Origin of the sequence: Fluviicola chungangensis (assembly GCF_007558725.1) — a bacterium.
In the GTDB taxonomy this organism is placed as follows: Bacteria; Bacteroidota; Bacteroidia; order Flavobacteriales_D; family Crocinitomicaceae; genus Fluviicola; species Fluviicola chungangensis.
Genome location: NZ_VLPL01000007.1, coordinates 198,901 through 216,190 on the forward strand (window position 1 = coordinate 198,901; position 17,290 = coordinate 216,190).

Here is a 17,290-nt window from a genome sequence, read left to right on the forward strand (position 1 = left end):
ATCGAGACGGGATTTTTTTGTTCTATAATTTATTTCTCACCCCCTTATTGGAAATGATTCCATCCCTGGGCTCTCAACGGGATCAATGATTCATTCGTATCCACCAGGTAAGTTCCTTCACTTTCATCTGTCATGTATCCGATCACGGTCATGTGCGGATTTCCTTTGATCTTATCAAAATCACTTTGGGCAACCGTGAATAACAATTCATAATCCTCTCCTCCATTCAATACGCAGGTAGAAGGATCCAGGTTAAAATCAATTGCCGTAGTCGATGTCAATGAATCAATCGGCAGTTTTGCGTTGTACACCATTGCTCCCTTCCTGCTGGATTTACACAAATGCAATACTTCAGAGGCCAGCCCGTCCGAAACATCGATCATAGATGTCGGAACAACTTCCAATTCTTTCAGGTAGGTAATAATGTCCAACCGTGCTTCCGGTTTCAATTGCCGCTGAATGATGTAATCCTTCCCGTCCAAATCGGGTTGAATATCCGGATTTGCTTCAAACACGCTTTTTTCACGTTCCAGAACCTGTAATCCGACATAGGCAGCACCCAAATCTCCGGAAACAACCAGCAAGTCATTCACACCTGCCCCCGATCTGTAAACCACTTTGGATTTGTCTACCACACCTATGGCAGTTACCGAAATCACCAATCCGGATCTGGAAGAAGTGGTATCTCCGCCAATCAAATCTACTTTGTAATGCTGACACGCCAGCCGGATCCCATCGTACAATTCTTCCAGGGCTTCCAAAGGAAAGCGGTTCGAAACCGCAATGGAAACCGTAATTTGCTCCGGCGTTCCATTCATTGCAGCAATATCAGAAAGATTCACCGCAACGGATTTATATCCCAAATGCTTAAACGGAACATACATCAGGTTAAAATGAACCCCTTCTACCAGCATATCCGTAGAAATCAAGGTGAATTGTTCTTCATTCCGTTCCAGGACAGCCGCATCGTCTCCGATTCCAAAAGCCGTGGATTCTCTTGTAATCAAGAAGTTTTTTGTCAATAAATCAATGGTCCCAAACTCTCCAAGGGATTCCAGGTCCGTTCTTTTTTCTTCCGACATGTATTCTATTATATGGTACAAAGATACACTTTACAGAAAAGAAGCCGTATTTGAATGTAAAATCTCGTCAGCTAACGTGGAAAGCAGTAAATTTGATGTACCAACTCCATCAATCATGAAACAGGCATTCCTTTTCCTTCTTCTTTTGAATGCTTTTCCAGGCAAATCCCAAACCTTTGTCCGGTCAGAGCTTCCTACCCAGGTTTCCACTCCTTGGGAATTGTTCTACGGACCGGATTCCATGCTTTGGGTAACAGAAAGCAACGGAAGAGTTTCACGTATTGATCCGGAAACAGGAGATAAAACCGTTATCTATACCGCACCCGATTATTTCGGAGGAAGTCCTTTAGAAAATTCGGCCCTTTGCCCGAACCTCTCGATCGGTGCCGGCACTCTGGGCCTTGCCCTCCACCCGGATTTTCAACTTCCGGACTCTGCCTTCATTTATTTCATGTATTCATATAATTCGGGAACATCCGGAAATCCGGCTACCCGTTTTAAAATCAGAAGACTTAAATGGGACGGAAACACGCAGCAAGTTGTTTCTTACCAGGACATTGTCACGGGAATCTCAACCGGATATGACCATTTGGGAGGAAGATTACTGGCAGTAAAACAACATACGATTTCCTATTTATTCGTAACGATCGGGGATCACGGAGCCTCTGAAACAAACAGCCCGCAATGCTACAATCCGCAAACAGACAACCCAAATAATTTCGCACAAGACCCAACTACGGACAACGGAAAAATCCACCGTTACCATATGGATGGAAGTATCCCGGCCGATAACCCAATTCCGGGAAATTCCTTTTTCACGCGCGGACACCGGAATCCGCAGGGATTGGTTTATAATACCAACCTGGACATCCTGTATGACATTGAACACGGAGACAGAACCGACGATGAAATCAATCTCCTGGAAAAAGGAATGAACTACGGATGGAAAAATGTTCATGGTTTTCACGACGACGATAATTTCCCGGGAGAAGCTGCATACGTGAGCAATTACGTTCCGCACCCTCAAATTGCGAACGATCATTTGGTTGAACCGATTTACTCGATCTGCGACGTACCGACCCCAGCTTCCGGCAACGGGATTTCCTGGTGCACCGTTGCTCCTTCTGACGGAATTTACTATAAGAGTACTGCCATTCCGGAATGGACGAACAGCATTTTGTTTGTGACATTGAAAAAGGGCGACAATACCGATATGGAATTGTACCAATTCAAATTAAATGCGCAAGGAACGATTACTCCTTCCACTACCCAGAATCCGAATCCCAAAAAGTATTTTGCAGAAGATCAGGATTTGAATGGCCGGCTGCGCGATATCGCCATTTCACCTGACGGAAAGAAAATTTACCTCGTAAACAACGGAGGAGCTGCTTCAGCGACAGACAAAATTACGGTTTACACCTATGTGGAACCACCCGTTGTTCCTTATCCGAACGTCGGGTTGAAAATCATGCCCAATCCGTCTTCGGGAATGATCCAGATCGAGCTTCCGGAAAACAAACCATACACGCTTCAAATTTTTGATTACCGCGGAGCCAAGCTAAAAGAGATCAATGATGAGGTGTTGCTTATGAATCTGGATTTGTCGTCTTTTTCATCAGGCCTGTACTGGTTTCAATACGAATCGGAGAGCATGAAGCGGGTGCAGAATTTTGTGAAGGAATGACAATCCTCGGCCGTTCATTGAGATTCGCAAAGGAAAATGAAAATCCTTCTTCGCTCTTCGAGCTTCGAAGGATAATAAAAAAGCTTCACCCGATTAAAGGGTGAAGCTTAGTATATAATAGAGATCAGAATTGACTTCTGATTCGTTATGCCTTGCTGTTAACTCTAAAATAGAAAGAAAAACAACCGGAAAAAAGTTAAGGAATTACAAAATCCGGAGGCCTCAAATGAAAAAAAGCCCAGACGATAAATGCCCGGGCTTTCTATCAATTTCTTTCAATTAATGAATCGGTGGCGGTGTATTGGTTGGACAAGTTGGATTCGGGCAATGAGTTTGCCCGTCTGGCAACGGCGTTCCACACGCCGGACAAAACTTCTGCTCTTTAGCCAAATAAAATTGCTTTTTCATACCCCTCGTTTTTGATTTTAAATGTAAGTTAATGGAAAAAGGAATTAGGAGACGTTAAAGAGTGTTAGAGCTTACCATTTCTCATACTAAAAAAATGTTCTAGGGTTTACAACCCTAGAAGGGTGGTTAACTTTTTTTGGGGTATCATTCACGCGCGAAGGCTAAACAAAAGAATTAGGAACTGCATCTGCGCGCGCGCTGCCAATTGGAGTGGGGGAATTCAAACACTAGCGATTACTCCACCATTGTTCAATTGTATCATTTGGATAGACATTGATCTTTTTCCCGAAATCATTCGTAAAACAGTAATATGGAATACCATTTTGTCTACAAAATGTTGCCAACTCATACCCCCATTCCTCTAGTTCTTTTGTGCTTCCGTGCAAAGTGGACGGATGGAAAAACAACGAGTTGTGATTTGGAACGTTCGGTGCAGGATACTTTCCTCTGCGTACAATTTGGTCTGGTCTTAATTCAATGCAATCCATGGCTAGTGTTTTTATGTACAACGATTTTAGCTATTTTGGTTACTCGCTGTGTAAATCTTTACGCATTAAGGATATAAGATTCTTTCTATCTTCAACCGTTTCGTCCTTTAATTTCTGTAGCTTATTATTTACCGCATCGAAATCTACTTTTCCAGAACAGATCGCTATCGGGTCAGCAAATATGGAGTTAGATATCTCTGCTACCTTTTGATAGTTCAGTCTCAATTTCTCAAAAATTGAATTGATTTCGTTTGTTGCGACCAACTTGATTTCATTTGTTTGAACAGCAATGTCTTTCAATCCTTCCATTGCTTTACTAACCATTCCATCAAACATATCGCCATACTGATTGATTGCTTTCATACTATTTGCTTCATCTTCCCTATACAAATACAAAGCATTTACAAGCTGTGACATCCACACTCCCGTCTCTTCTTTTTGAAGTAATGGGGTTTCGGCTTCAAACTTATCTAAGAGTGAAAGGTATTTGAGATAAACATCGTACCTCTTTTGATACTGATGATCTTGAATTTTGTACTTCGCTATTACTTTTTCCTGTTCCTCCGTCCGTTTTGCGATAGTTTCTAGTTCAGCCTGAAATTTAGCTTTAGCATTGGTATAGGTAGTTAAGTAAGTGATGAGCGTAGCACAAATGGCAGACCCAATTGCCCAAAATATATTTACTTCCATGATTAGATTACTGTTTATACAAAAGTATTGAAAACAGGTTAATATCGTGTTGAAAACAATCAAATAAATATCCTGTAAACAAGCAACTTATGGAAGAAATATGCATCTATAATAAAGGGCAGAACTGCAATTCCGCCCTTTAATTGGTTGGAAGATGCACAACCAAATAAGATTGCCATCTACCAGTACTTTGGGCTAAGATAGTACTTTCTTTAAAATTCGGTATCTGCACGTAACATCCACCGTGTTTATGGATGAAAATTGCATTATATGGTACAACGCTACCTTAACAGAGGAGGAAACTCCAACGTAGCGAACTACTCAATTGAAGGAGACAGCATTACTGTTCAGTTCAAAGATGGTTCTATGTATTTGTACAATTACTTTTCTACAGGTGTCGCTGGTGTAGAACAAATGAAGCGACTAGCAGTAAACGGAATGGGGTTGAACAGTTACATTAGTCGATTTGTTAGAAAACAATACGCGAGAAAACTACGTTAGAAAATTGAGGTCATTCGTTTGGGTGACCTCTTTTCTATTTCTGTACCAAATCCCGTCCCCACTCCAGTCTTTTGTGCCTCCGCTCTCAAAACTCACACTGAAAAAGGGAAAGGAATTTCTCTGAAAATCGAAAAGAGCGAGTATGAAGCGTGAAAGAGGAACAAAAGAAAAAAGGAACTCTTTCGAATTCCTTTTCCTTTTGTTGACCCACTAGGGCTCGAACCTAGACTCTTCTGGACCAAAACCAGACGTGTTGCCAGTTACACCATGGGTCAATTGCGAGGGCAAAGTTAATACTAAATTCTTTTCATACAAGAAAAGCAGGAAAAAAATTGGTGTTTTTCCGCGCAAAAGTGGAAAAAACGTTGAATTTCATTCATTTAGCATTTTTCAACATTTCTATGAGGAATCGTCGCAATATATTTATAACTTCGCGAGTCAAACTTTCAAAGTAAATCATGAATTACAATAAACTGAATAACCTGACAGGCTGGTTTGTTTTTTTAATCGCAACGATTGTTTATTTCCTGACCATTGAAGACACCGTTTCACTTTGGGATTGTGGGGAATACATTACAGCAGCACATAAATTAGAAGTTGGTCACCCTCCGGGCGCACCGTTATTCATGGTACTTGGACGTTTGTTCTCTTTCTTTGCAGAACCGGAAATGGTAGCTGTATGGATCAACCGCCTTTCAGCTTTATGCAGTTCGTTTACCATCTTATTCCTTTACTGGTCGATTACCATGTTTGGTAAAAAGATCATGCAACGCAAAGAAAGAGATTGGTCGAGAGGTGATCAGATCGCTACTATCGGAGCGGGAGTTGTCGGTGCTTTGGCTTACACATTCTCTGATTCCTTCTGGTTCTCTGCTGTTGAAGGGGAAGTTTATGCCATGTCATCCCTGTTCACTGCCGCCATTTTCTGGATGATTCTGAAATGGGATGCTGAAATGATCGGTATCAAACACGGAGAAATCAAAGACGGAAGATCTCCGATGCGCTGGATGATCCTAATTTGGTTCATGTTCGGTTTGGCAATCGGTGTCCATTTATTGGGTCTACTTGCTGTGCCAGCAATTGCATTCGTAATGTATTTCAATCTTTGGGAGAAAACCAACCTGAAAGGAATCATCCTGACCGGTTTGATTTCAGTTGTCGTACTGGCATTTGTGCAGGAAGGAATTATTCCAGGATCCGTTGCAGTGGCTTCTTCTTTCGAGGTGGCATTTGTAAATTCATTCGGTTTACCGTTCTTCTCCGGTACCATTTTCTTCTTCCTTCTGCTGGTCGGCCTATTCATATGGGCTTTCCGATATGCAAAAAGAAAAGCAAAACCTATCTTAAATACCGCCTTGTGGAGTTTGGCGTTTTTATTGATCGGTTACGGTTCTTTTGCCGTGATCGTGATCCGTTCCAACGCAAATACTCCATTGGATGAGAACGACCCCGAAAACCTGGTAACTCTTCATGCCTATTTGAAACGCGAGCAATACGGTTCCTGGCCGATCCTGAATGGAAACTACTGGAACTCTACATTGGCAGATCAAAGTGAGTATGAAGACGGATCGCCGTTTTACCTGCGCCGTTTCGTGGTGGAAAATGATCAAACAGGAATGGATGCAAAAGCATTCATGACAGAAAAAGAAGCAACCGACTGGGCAAAATCGAAAGGAAGAAACTATTCTGTGAAAGAAAAGTATTTCTCCAGTAACGAAAGTGTCAGAAAGAAAAGCAAGCAGGTATATGCTCAAACAACTTTCTTACCACGTATGTACTACACTTCCGGTAATCCGAATGATCCGAAAATTGTTGCTTATAAGAATTGGTCCGGATATGATCCGACGGACGTAGCGGATTCGGATGAAAATGGAGCTGATGGGCTGAGACTTCCGCGATTTAGAGAAAACATGCGGTATATGTTCAGCTATCAAATGAACTGGATGTACTGGCGTTATTTCATGTGGAATTTCTCCGGTCGTCAGAATGACTTTCAAGGCCATGGAGATGAAATGCGCGGAAACTGGATCTCCGGATTCTCATTCATTGATGATGCGCGTTTGGGGAACCAGGAGCACGCACCTTACTACACCCTGGAAAATCCAGCTCACAATAATTTCTGGATGCTTCCACTTGTTTTGGGGGTGATCGGATTGATCTTCCATTTCTACAGAGCTCCGAAAGACGCATTTATCGTATTCCTGACATTCTTCTTTACCGGAATTGCGATCGTTATTTACCTGAACCAAAAACCGTTTGAACCACGTGAGCGTGATTACGCATACGCAGCATCCTTCTATGCCTTCGCTTTCTGGATTGGATTGAGCGTTCTTGCCTTGTACGATGCCTACAAAAACTTCCAGAAAGAAGACTGGAAGAAAATGCTGATCGGTTACGGTGCATTAACCGGATTCATTCTGATCTTCGCTGCTTCAGGTGGTGGTGTCATTTTGACAACCTGGTTAATTATTGCAATTATCGGTTTGGTATTGCTGGGATTAGCATTCGGACTGCGGAAAGCGCTTCCGAACAACACAGTTGCCGCAACCTTATTTACGTTACTTACTTTATTCGTTCCTTACATCATGGGCGAACAGGGATGGGATGACCACGATCGTTCCAACAAATCTTCTGCTCATGATTTAGCATACAATTACCTTCAATCCTGCGCTAAAAACGGAATCATTTTCTCTGTAGGAGATAACGATACATTCCCGCTATGGTATTTGCAGGAAGTGGAAGGTGAGCGCACAGACGTACGCGTATGTAACACGAGCTTATTCGACACGGACTGGTACACCAACCAGATGAAGATGAAAATGTACGATTCCGAACCGCTTCCTATTACATTTAGAGAAGACCAGATTCTTCAATGGGCTGGTGGAACGGATCAAGCGTTTTTTAAAGAAGCATTTTCTGTACCTACAACATCCACAACCTGGATGCTAAATCAGGGAATGAATCGAAAAACAATGGAAAGATTGTTTGATCTTAAAGTAAAAAATAGCCCTCAAGAATTCAATCAAGCATTTACAAACTTTAAGAATATAGCATCTTCAGCGCTTTCTTCTGTGAAAGCAAAAGATCCGGCATTTGATCCAAGAATCAATGAAATCCGCCAATCATTCAATAGTGCAAACGTTGATTCTTCTAATATGGAAACTATCGAAAGTATGGAAAATGGCATTCTTGAAATTTTTGAAGGATATAGAAACCAAATCCTGGAAGCTGATGTAAAAGCATTGGAATCACTGCAGGAAATTATGTCTACCTGGGAAGATGGATGGTCTTTCCTTCCATTGAAAGATGTAATCTCTTTCATGCAGGACGATGACAACATGATCAGATTCAGAACGTCTTCATTAAGAGTCATTCCAAGTACCGGTTTCATCCTTCCTGTGAATAAGAAAAATGCCTTAGCATCCGGTATTATCTCGAAAGAAGAAGTATCAAACTGTGAAGATGAAATTCGTTTCCGTTTCAATTCTAGATCCGTTCAAACAATCACAAAATCTGACATTATGATTTTGGACATGTTGGCCCACAACGACTGGAAACGCCCGATGTACTTTACTTCTCCGGGTAATACGGAAGTTTCTACAGCCATGTACCAAAGCGGACATTTACGCACCAATGGCATGGCATGGGAAATTACTCCTATTCTAGCTCAAGGCAGAACTCCGATCAATGAAAAATTGATGTACAAACACATCATGGAAACCTACCATTACGGAAAAATGAATAATCCGGATGTATTGACAGATTACTACGCCAGAAGACAAACAGTTCAGTTCAGAACCATGTTTGCACAATTGGCAGAACATTATGTGATCGAAGCAGAGCAGATGGAAATGAGTAAACAGCAATACGGCCCGATGTTGAAGAACCTGCGCGCTTCTGGTCAGGCAAGAGTTGCCGATTCGCTGGAAAACACCTTCAAAGGAAGCTTGGGAATGACTGTAGCTGAATTACGCAAGAAAGCAGCACAAGTGATTCACAAATCACTGGAAGTGATGCCGGCAAATATTGTATTGGATTACGGTGAAAGACCTTCTCCGGCAGGTTCGATCAAAGATGCTAACGGCGCGGAATACCAACAATTCCAGGATGGAGTGCTACAGGATTATGTAGGTCTTCTATACAGAGCCAATGACAAAGCGGGTGCTGAAAAACTGGGCGCAGAAGTAGCCCGTCAATTGGAAAGTATCCTGGGTTACTTTAAAAACAGCCCGGCACAGTTTGCCACATCAAATGATATGGATTACATCGCGGCGGTAATTAACTACGCGACCATTCACAAATTTGCAGGTGATCCACGTATCGGAAATCCGAACGGAGCATTGATCAACCGGACAACGAAAGAGTTAGAAGCATTGTACAATGTAGACTTAACACGTATCTATAACGAATTGGATCAGTTGTCCTTAGAAAACGGAGAAAGCAGAACCGACGGAAATTTTGCTTCGAAGAAAGCACGCTTACAAGGTACGATGAATGCAATCGACTTTACATTTGAATTAACAGGAACACAAGTACCAACAGCCCCACAACCGGCTTCTAACGGAATGCCTGTAGGAGGTGATGCAATTCTGCCGGAAACATTACCAAAAGGAGCTGAGTCTGACAGTGAACCGATTGTTGGGTAAATCATTTCTAAATGAAACTCTTTAAACCTCCACGCTTAACGAATTGGGTTTTTCCAAGGTTAAGGTGGAGGTTTTCCATTTCTGAACCAGTGGTGTTTATCACTTTTGATGATGGACCGAATCCGGAAATCACTCCTTTTGTTTTGGACCTGTTGAAACAATACAAATGGAAAGCTACCTTCTTCTGTGTAGGCCAGAATATTGTTAAATACCCCGAATTATTCCAACGCATCAAAATGGAAGGTCATGTAATTGGAAATCACACGATGAATCATCTGAATTCGGTCAAAACGGAAAATGAAACTTACCTGCAATCCTTTCGTGAATTTGAAACATCATTCCCTACCAAACTGTTCCGCCCTCCATATGGCAGGATCAAACCGAGTGTTGCAAAAGAAATCGGGAGAACACATCAAATCATTATGTGGTCCTGGTTGTCGTACGATTACGACTTCAAAGTGAGTAATGAACGGATCCTTTCAGAGGTGAAGCGAATCAAAAAAGGAGAGATCCTCGTATTGCACGACAATGCAAAGATCACCGAAAGACAAAAGGAATTACTGCCGCGCTTGTTTCAATCGGTGAATGAGATGGGATTCCGGTCGGAAGCTATTTCTGTTTAGGTTTCTTATAAATCGGGACCGTTGAACACGGTTCGCCATACATAATACTGGAACAAACCGGCTGAACTTTCACCAAAAACTGTGACATGGCCGCTTCCGGATTCGGAATATCCGAACAACCCTTTACAATTAATTTTCCATCATGGAATTGCTGAACATCCAATTTATCGATGCTCAATTCCAATGCTTTCTGTTTTGCATCCGCCAAATTACCGATCGTAACAGAATGTGCAATTCCAACCAGTTTCGAACTTACCAGCATAAATGCCCAGGAAGGTAAAATCGCATCAACAGAGCAATACAAATACACGTGTTTTCCCTGAAACTGGTTCCAGTCAAAGTTCTTTACATAATCACGGAAATCCTTTTCCTTCAGAACCAAGCCCTGCCACAGAGACGGCTCAAAATCAAAACCTGCAAACTCAGAATTCTTCGGACAATACTCCGCCAAATCGACTGCGATCAATCCACTTTGTGCTACTTTATTTACTATCTCAGACATGGTACAAAATTACGGATTTCTGGTCTTCGGATTCCGTCAGATGTTAAAGTTCGGACGCCGCTAATCCATTTTAACAAAAATTGGTGAAACAGGTCTTTTGTTTGCCTTACATTTATGCCCATAAAAGTTAAACCATGAAACACTCGATTTTATTAGGACTGGCAACTGTATTGGTTTTGGGCTCCTGTTCATCAACTCCTGACAAGAAAATCATCAAAGTTGAGAAGAAAGTAATCAATCAAAAAATGGATCCTGTTCAGGCAGATCGCAAACTGGCGATCGAGGTTTCAGGAATGACTTGTGAACATGCCTGCGGAGGTTCTATCCGGATGGCTTTGAAAGAAACAGGCGCTGTGGACCGGGTTTCCTATGATTTTGAATCCGGAAGAAAGACCAACACGGCTTACATTACTTTTGACAAATCAAAAATCTCTGCTGACAAGATTGTTTCCATCATTGAAACCATTAATGACAAGCAATTCACAACCGGGAAATTAAGTTCAACGGATATTGAGGGAGAAACAAAATCAAGCAGCCCATCTACAACGACTGTAACGGAAACAAAAACAACCAAAATCAATGTGGAAGTTCCGGAGACCAACTGGGAAATGCCGAACATCTTCCGATTTTTTTCCCATTTACTCAGCTAAAAACAAAGCGGATTTGTAGTTTTGCAGAATGAAACTGCAGCATCGTATTCTGGGAGAAGGAAAACCTTTAATCATTCTCCACGGACTTTTTGGATCTTCCGACAATTGGCAGACACATGCCAAACGTTTCTCCGATTATTTCCAGGTCATTTTGGTGGATCAGCGCAATCACGGACACACGGATTGGAGCGACGAATTCGATTACGATCTGCTCGCAGAAGACCTACATGAATTGATTACGGATCTTGGATTGGAAAAAGTTAACCTGCTGGGCCATTCAATGGGTGGAAAAACCGTGATGCGCTACGCACAGCTTTACCCCGACACGATCGAGAAAATGATCGTGGTCGACATGGGGATCAAAGAATACCCGCCTCATCATCAGCAAATTTTAAAAGGAATTGATGCCTTGAGTGCCACTGCAATGGATTCCCGTTCCGCAGCAGAAGAAATCCTTCTTCCTTTTGTTCCGGAAAACGGGACCCGGCAATTTCTCATGAAGAATCTGTATTGGATTGAAAAAGGAAAATTAGCCTGGCGAATGAATGTCAAGGCATTGGAAAAAGAAATGCCCAACATCCTGAAAGCCTTGCCCGAACAGGAAGTATTGGTACAAACCTTATTCATTCGCGGCGAAATGTCCAATTACATCATTGACGAGGATATTCCCGATATAGAGAACCAATTCCCGGATTCAACCTTTATAACGATTGAAAACGCAGGACATTGGGTTCACGCCGAACAGCCGGAAGAATTCATGAATGCGGTATTGGAGTTTTTGTTGCGGTGAGCTATGCAAAAAATAAATTACAGGGACACGATTAGCCTATAATTCAAATTTAAGCAGTAAACGGACGTAGGAACTGACTTTTTTGCCATTCTGTTTCCCGGGAATCCAATTCGGCATGCTTTTCACCAGGCGGATCGCTTCTTCATTACATTCCGGGCATGCCGGGATGCCTTTCAACACTTCAACATCGGAAATCTCTCCTTTTCCTGAAACAATAAACTTCACAACCACCTTCCCGGAAACAATGCCTTGCATGACACTTTCGGGGTATCGCAGATTCTTAGTGATAAATCGATTCATTTCATCTTTTCCCCCCAGAAAAACGGTGGCTTCTTCCGTCCAATCATAAATTTCCGGCTCGCTGCGTTTCTCTGTAATAGGGTATGTCTCTTCAAACTCAATCCGTTCCGGAACTCCATTTAACTCCAATTCTTTTCCAACGGGCAGGAAACCGGGAAAAACTTCCGGGAAAATCCGAAAGTACGCCTCCGTAAAATTTTTCGGCCCCTTTTTTCGGAACTCTACTTCCAATTGCTTCAGTTTATCCTGCATTTTCCAGCTATCCGAGGTCATATCATTTGCAAGTAGTTCATAAACGTGCAATAAAGAATCCATGCGGGGCAAAAACGCACTGATTCGTTCCTTGCTATCCTTCATCTCTCCTAACCGAATCGAATTGGAAAGGGTATAACGTTTGTATTCATCGACCTTTCTGCTCAACAGCTTATTTTGTTCCTTCCGGCTCAAGTCCCCCAATTCCACCTTGTCGGATACTTTCTCAAAAACAAAGACTGTCTCCAAGGTATTCTTAATCGGTTCCACAAATTCACGTTGCACCGGCACTTTGTCACTGTTGAAACTCCGGATCAATGGTGGTAGCTCCGCATGTAATTCTTTCAATTGATAAATCAGGGCTGAAAAAGTAAAGAAACAATCCAAAACCCGTTTTTCACCTTTTTTCAAGAGATCGATCTTGCCATTCGCCAGTAGTTTAACAGAATCAAAATCTGCGCGTTTTTTTTTGAAAACAGTAATGGCATCTTCCTGTTTTTGTTGTTCCGTAATAAGCTCGCTTCGCAATTGATTGTTTAATTTCTTTGCGGATTGGCCCGAAACAAAATAAGGAAAGAATAACAGGCTCAGGATCGAAATGGTTTTCATGTCATTGAATTACAGGCACCAAATTACGAATTTCGGCTTATTCCGTGAATTATATAAAATTAAAAAGGCGCGATAAATCGCGCCTGTACATTATATACTATATTGATCAGTTGATCGACTGATCCAATCGTTTCACCATGGTCAAAATTGTTGCAATTCCCACCAATGGCTCATCTGTATCGTCCAGCATTTCAACCAGCCACTTTACAACACCACGCTGAATCAGTGTTTTCGGATCATCTTCATTCGGCGTTACGTCCGTGCTGATCTTTTCCTTACACGTAAATCGTATGTGAATGTTTGCACCTGCGTATACCGGTTTAGTAAAGCGCAACTCATCAATCCCATAGTTCAAAAGCACCGGGTTGATTTCGTAACTGTCTACAAACAACCCTGCTGAAATACTCATGATGAGGTATCCATGTGCCACCTGCTCATCAAACATCGTTCCGGTGAAATTCGTTTCCCGTTTATGTGCATAGAAATTATCTCCGCTCAAAGCTGCAAACGCATCAATATCTTCCGCTGTTATCAAACGGCTTTCCGTGATCAACTGATCACCGACTTCCAGTTCCTCGTAATATTTTTTGAACGGGTGAACCGAACTGATTTTTCCTTTTGCCCCTTGCTGGAATTGTTGTGTAATTTCTGTGATCGTAGTCGGATGGCCCTGAATTGCCGTGCGCTGCAAATAATGCATAATTCCGCGCTTTCCTCCCATTTCTTCTCCACCACCGGCTCTACCCGGTCCGCCGTGTGTCAGCAATGGCATAGGCGATCCGTGACCGGTACTTTCCTTCGCACAGTCTTTATTCAACACCAGAATCCGTCCGTTTACGGAAGCTGCTTCTACCACAAATTCACGTGCTTCCTTATCGTCAGCAGTAACAATTGTTGTTACCAGTGAGCCTTTTCCCAACTTGGTCAATTCAATCGCTTCGTCCAAATCTTTGTAAGGCATGATCGTTGAAACCGGGCCGAAAGCTTCCACATGGTGTACGTCCTGTTTGTCGAACGGAGAATCATTCAGGAATAAGATCGGGGAAAAGAAAGCTCCTTTGTCTTTATCTGCTCCGACCACATCAAACTGATCCATATTTCCATACACGATTTGTTGTGATTTTGCCAGCAATTCCACATTCGCACGAACGCGATCTACCTGTGTTCTATTGATCAAAGCTCCCATGCGAACACCTTCCACTTTCGGATCACCGATGGTGGTAGATGCCAGGCGAGCAGAAACTCCTTTCTGAACGTCTTCAATAAAATCCTCCGGAACCAAAATCCGGCGAACAGCTGTACATTTCTGACCTGCCTTGATCGTAATTTCTTTCGTAACCTCTTTTACGAAAATGTCGAATTCTTCCGTTCCCGGGGCAGCTTTCTCTCCCAAAACCATAGCATTTAACGAATCTGCCTCCAAATTAAACGGAACAGACTCTTCGATCAAACGCGGATGTGCTTTCAACTTTCTTCCGGTAAAAGCACTTCCGGTAAATGTTACCACATCCTGGCTTGTTACGTGATCAATGATTCCGCGACCGAAACCGGAAACCAATTGCAAGGCTCCTTCCGGAAGGATTTTTGAATCGATGATATCCTTAACCATTACTTCTGTCAGGTAGCTGGTAAATTCGGAAGGTTTCACGATTGCAGGAACACCTGCCATCAGGTTTACGGCAATTTTTTCCAGCATTCCCCAAATCGGGAAGTTGAATGCATTAATATGGATTGCAATCCCTTGTTTCGGCACCATGATGTGATGCCCGATAAAAGAACCGTTCTTAGATAATGGAGCAGCTGTCCCATCCACGTAATAAGGCAAATCCGGAAATTGCCTTCTGAGAGACGCATTTGCAAATAAATTCCCGATCCCGCCTTCAATATCGATCCACGAATCCACTTTGGTAGCACCGGTCCAGGCAGAAACCTGGTAGTATGCATTTTTGCGTTCCATTAAAAACAGTGCCAATGCTTTCAGCATGCGTCCACGTTCCTGGAAGGTCATTTTTCGCAAGACTTTTCCTCCGACTGTTCGCCCGTAATTAAGTGCCGCTTCATAGTCCAATCCGGCACTGGAAACCGAACCGATCTGGTCACCTGTAATGGCATTGTAAATTTTTTGTTCTTCACCTTCACCGGCAACCCATTGTCCGCATATATAATTTTTTACCTGTATCATCTTTGTTTGATCTGAAATTTCATTTCAAATATACAACGCTCAATCAGGACCGTTGCAAAACAGAGCAATTTCTTTCAAATTAATCCCCTAATGAACCAACGTCCGGGTTAATTGTACGGGAACCTGAACTTAGAATCTTCATTTTGTGTTAATACAGATTTGATTTTATCATAACATTCCACAAAATCAATCGGTTCTTTCGTTCAATTGATAATTCAGGTACTTAAAACACATTTTGGGACATTTTGATAAAAAAGGCAACTCATTTCACTAAAAGGTTTGAAACTAATTAAAACCTTTTTAGTATGTTTGAGGCTTAAACAAGTAAAAAGTTTCAATAAAGACTAAATTATGAGCAAGACAAAAACAGGAGGAGGTTTTTCATCATTAGTTGCCTCATTATCTATTGCAATTGCATTAGGAATTGGATTTCTGATCTATTATTTCATTTTGGGAGATCCATCAAATTTCGTTAATGGTGATCCAAACGAGCATCCAATCGACGGGAACACACTTGGTACAGTATATAAAGGAGGGATCATCGTACCTTTCTTGATGGCAGTTAACCTTGTTGTATTAATTTTCTCTGTTGAACGTTTCATCAGTATTTCTAAGACAAAAGGTCGTGGTAACATCAACAACTTCGTTGAAAACGTGAAGGAATTATTGAATAATAATGATATCCAGGGAGCAATCGAAGAGTGTGACAAACAAAAAGGATCTTTGGCAAATGTTATCCGTGCAGGATTAGAGAAGTACGAGTCTGTTCAGAAAGACCCTACACTAGACAAAGAACAAAAATCAGAAATCCTGAAAGCTGAGATCGATGAGGCCATTGCATTGGAACTTCCGATGATGTCCAAAAACTTAGTCATTATCTCAACATGTGTATCTATCGGTACTTTGATCGGTTTGATCGGAACGGTATTGGGGATGATCAAATCCTTCCAGGCTATGGGTGCAGGTACTCCGGATACAACTAAATTATCCATCGGTATCTCTGAGGCCTTGATCAATACCTTCTTAGGGATCTTTGCTTCTACATTGGCAACTGTAATGTACAACTTCTTCAACACGAAGATTGACCAAATGACACATGCAATGGATGAAGCAGGATTTGCTATCGTTCAAAACTTCAATGCGAATAACTAATATCCGTAAACGGTATAAATAATTAAGGAATGGCAGAAATTAAAACACCCAAAGGATCCCCATCCATCGACATGACACCGATGGTGGATTTGGCTTTCCTCTTGGTTACTTTCTTCATGCTTGCAGCAACATTCCGTACAGATGAACCAGTAGAAGTTTCTATTCCATCGTCTATCGGGGACAAAGAAATCCCGGAAAAGACCCTGGTACTAGTTACAGTTGATAAAGGAGGTCGTATTTTCTTTTCCTGCACAGGAGAAGAAGTGCGTAAAAAGGTAGTTACTCAAATGGCTGCCAAGTATAAAGTTCCGTTGAGCGAAGACAATATCAAGGAATTCGTAAGAATTACAAGTATTGGTTGTTCAATGGGAGAATTACCTCAATATCTTTCATTGGACGGGGAAGGAAGAAAGAACTACCGAAAACAAGATGCAAATTTTGTGGGTATTCCTTCCGATAGTATGCACAATGAACTGAAAGACTGGATCAATTTCGCAAACCGCGAAATGCTGGATTACGGAAAGAAAATGTTTGAAGAAGAAAGTGCGAAACAAGGAAAAGGTCAGGCACCTCTGAAACCGGAGGATTACAAACCGAAATTTGTTTTGAAAGCAGCAATGGACGCAGAATATGTGCGGGTAAAAACTGCAATCGAAACGTTCCGGGACCTGAATTTGAACAACCTGAATTTCGTCACTTCGCAGGAAGCAGCAGCAGTAGTTAAATAAAAA

The 17,290-nt window shown here is 42.0% G+C and carries 14 protein-coding genes and 1 tRNA gene; 8 read left to right on the forward strand and 7 right to left on the reverse strand.

Annotated features, from left to right (window positions below; all coding sequences use genetic code 11):
• Positions 1-44: 44 nt before the first annotated feature.
• Entirely contained in the window at positions 45-1,082 is a 1,038-nt protein-coding gene (thiL, locus tag FO442_RS14460) for a thiamine-phosphate kinase (protein ID WP_186280145.1), read from the reverse strand.
• Between the two features lie 115 nt (positions 1,083-1,197).
• Between thiL and FO442_RS14465 the strand changes: the two genes are divergently transcribed.
• Positions 1,198-2,766, forward strand: a complete 1,569-nt coding sequence (locus FO442_RS14465) for a PQQ-dependent sugar dehydrogenase (RefSeq protein ID WP_186280147.1) — start codon at positions 1,198-1,200, stop codon at positions 2,764-2,766.
• Positions 2,767-3,401: 635 nt separating this feature from the next.
• On the opposite strand, the gene FO442_RS14470 is transcribed toward FO442_RS14465, so the two are convergent.
• Both FO442_RS14470 and FO442_RS14475 read right to left on the reverse strand, forming a co-directional pair.
• Positions 3,402-3,662: a hypothetical protein gene (locus tag FO442_RS14470; protein ID WP_144333916.1), complete on the reverse strand. Its 261-nt coding sequence runs from the start codon at positions 3,660-3,662 to the stop codon at positions 3,402-3,404.
• 39 nt (positions 3,663-3,701) lie between these two features.
• Positions 3,702-4,352: a hypothetical protein gene (locus FO442_RS14475; RefSeq protein WP_144333917.1), complete on the reverse strand. Its 651-nt coding sequence runs from the start codon at positions 4,350-4,352 to the stop codon at positions 3,702-3,704.
• Positions 4,353-4,622: 270 nt separating this feature from the next.
• Between FO442_RS14475 and FO442_RS14480 the strand changes: the two genes are divergently transcribed.
• Entirely contained in the window at positions 4,623-4,853 is a 231-nt protein-coding gene (locus tag FO442_RS14480) for a hypothetical protein (RefSeq protein WP_144333918.1), read from the forward strand.
• Positions 4,854-5,055: 202 nt separating this feature from the next.
• Here the strand turns inward: FO442_RS14480 and FO442_RS14485 are convergent.
• Positions 5,056-5,128: transfer RNA gene (locus tag FO442_RS14485), tRNA-Gln, on the reverse strand.
• Between the two features lie 183 nt (positions 5,129-5,311).
• Between FO442_RS14485 and FO442_RS14490 the strand changes: the two genes are divergently transcribed.
• Entirely contained in the window at positions 5,312-9,499 is a 4,188-nt protein-coding gene (locus FO442_RS14490; RefSeq protein WP_144333919.1) for a glycosyltransferase family 117 protein, read from the forward strand.
• Between the two features lie 11 nt (positions 9,500-9,510).
• Positions 9,511-10,122 carry a polysaccharide deacetylase family protein gene (locus FO442_RS14495; protein WP_144333920.1) on the forward strand — a complete coding sequence of 204 codons (612 nt, stop codon included), beginning with the start codon at positions 9,511-9,513 and terminating at the stop codon, positions 10,120-10,122.
• Here FO442_RS14495 and FO442_RS14500 read toward each other — a convergent pair.
• Positions 10,109-10,624, reverse strand: a complete 516-nt coding sequence (locus tag FO442_RS14500) for a DUF2480 family protein (protein ID WP_144333921.1) — start codon at positions 10,622-10,624, stop codon at positions 10,109-10,111. The two genes, FO442_RS14495 and FO442_RS14500, sit on opposite strands and share 14 nt — an antisense overlap.
• 134 nt (positions 10,625-10,758) lie before the next feature.
• On the opposite strand from FO442_RS14500, the gene FO442_RS14505 reads away from it, so the two are divergent.
• Entirely contained in the window at positions 10,759-11,274 is a 516-nt protein-coding gene (locus tag FO442_RS14505; protein WP_144333922.1) for a heavy-metal-associated domain-containing protein, read from the forward strand.
• 28 nt (positions 11,275-11,302) lie between these two features.
• Complete coding sequence (locus FO442_RS14510) at positions 11,303-12,064, forward strand: alpha/beta fold hydrolase (protein WP_144333923.1); 762 nt, start codon at positions 11,303-11,305, stop codon at positions 12,062-12,064.
• Positions 12,065-12,100: 36 nt separating this feature from the next.
• On the opposite strand, the gene FO442_RS14515 is transcribed toward FO442_RS14510, so the two are convergent.
• Together FO442_RS14515 and paaZ are read right to left on the reverse strand one after the other, a co-directional pair.
• Positions 12,101-13,225, reverse strand: coding sequence for an energy transducer TonB (locus FO442_RS14515; RefSeq protein WP_144333924.1), 1,125 nt, complete (start codon positions 13,223-13,225; stop codon positions 12,101-12,103).
• 106 nt (positions 13,226-13,331) lie between these two features.
• Complete coding sequence (paaZ, locus tag FO442_RS14520; RefSeq protein WP_144333925.1) at positions 13,332-15,407, reverse strand: phenylacetic acid degradation bifunctional protein PaaZ; 2,076 nt, start codon at positions 15,405-15,407, stop codon at positions 13,332-13,334.
• A gap of 351 nt (positions 15,408-15,758) precedes the next feature.
• Here paaZ and FO442_RS14525 point away from each other — a divergent pair, with 351 nt between their 5' ends.
• Both FO442_RS14525 and FO442_RS14530 read left to right on the forward strand, forming a co-directional pair.
• Positions 15,759-16,559, forward strand: a complete 801-nt coding sequence (locus FO442_RS14525; protein WP_144333926.1) for a MotA/TolQ/ExbB proton channel family protein — start codon at positions 15,759-15,761, stop codon at positions 16,557-16,559.
• Between the two features lie 29 nt (positions 16,560-16,588).
• Positions 16,589-17,287: an ExbD/TolR family protein gene (locus FO442_RS14530; protein ID WP_144333927.1), complete on the forward strand. Its 699-nt coding sequence runs from the start codon at positions 16,589-16,591 to the stop codon at positions 17,285-17,287.
• Positions 17,288-17,290 lie beyond the last annotated feature (3 nt).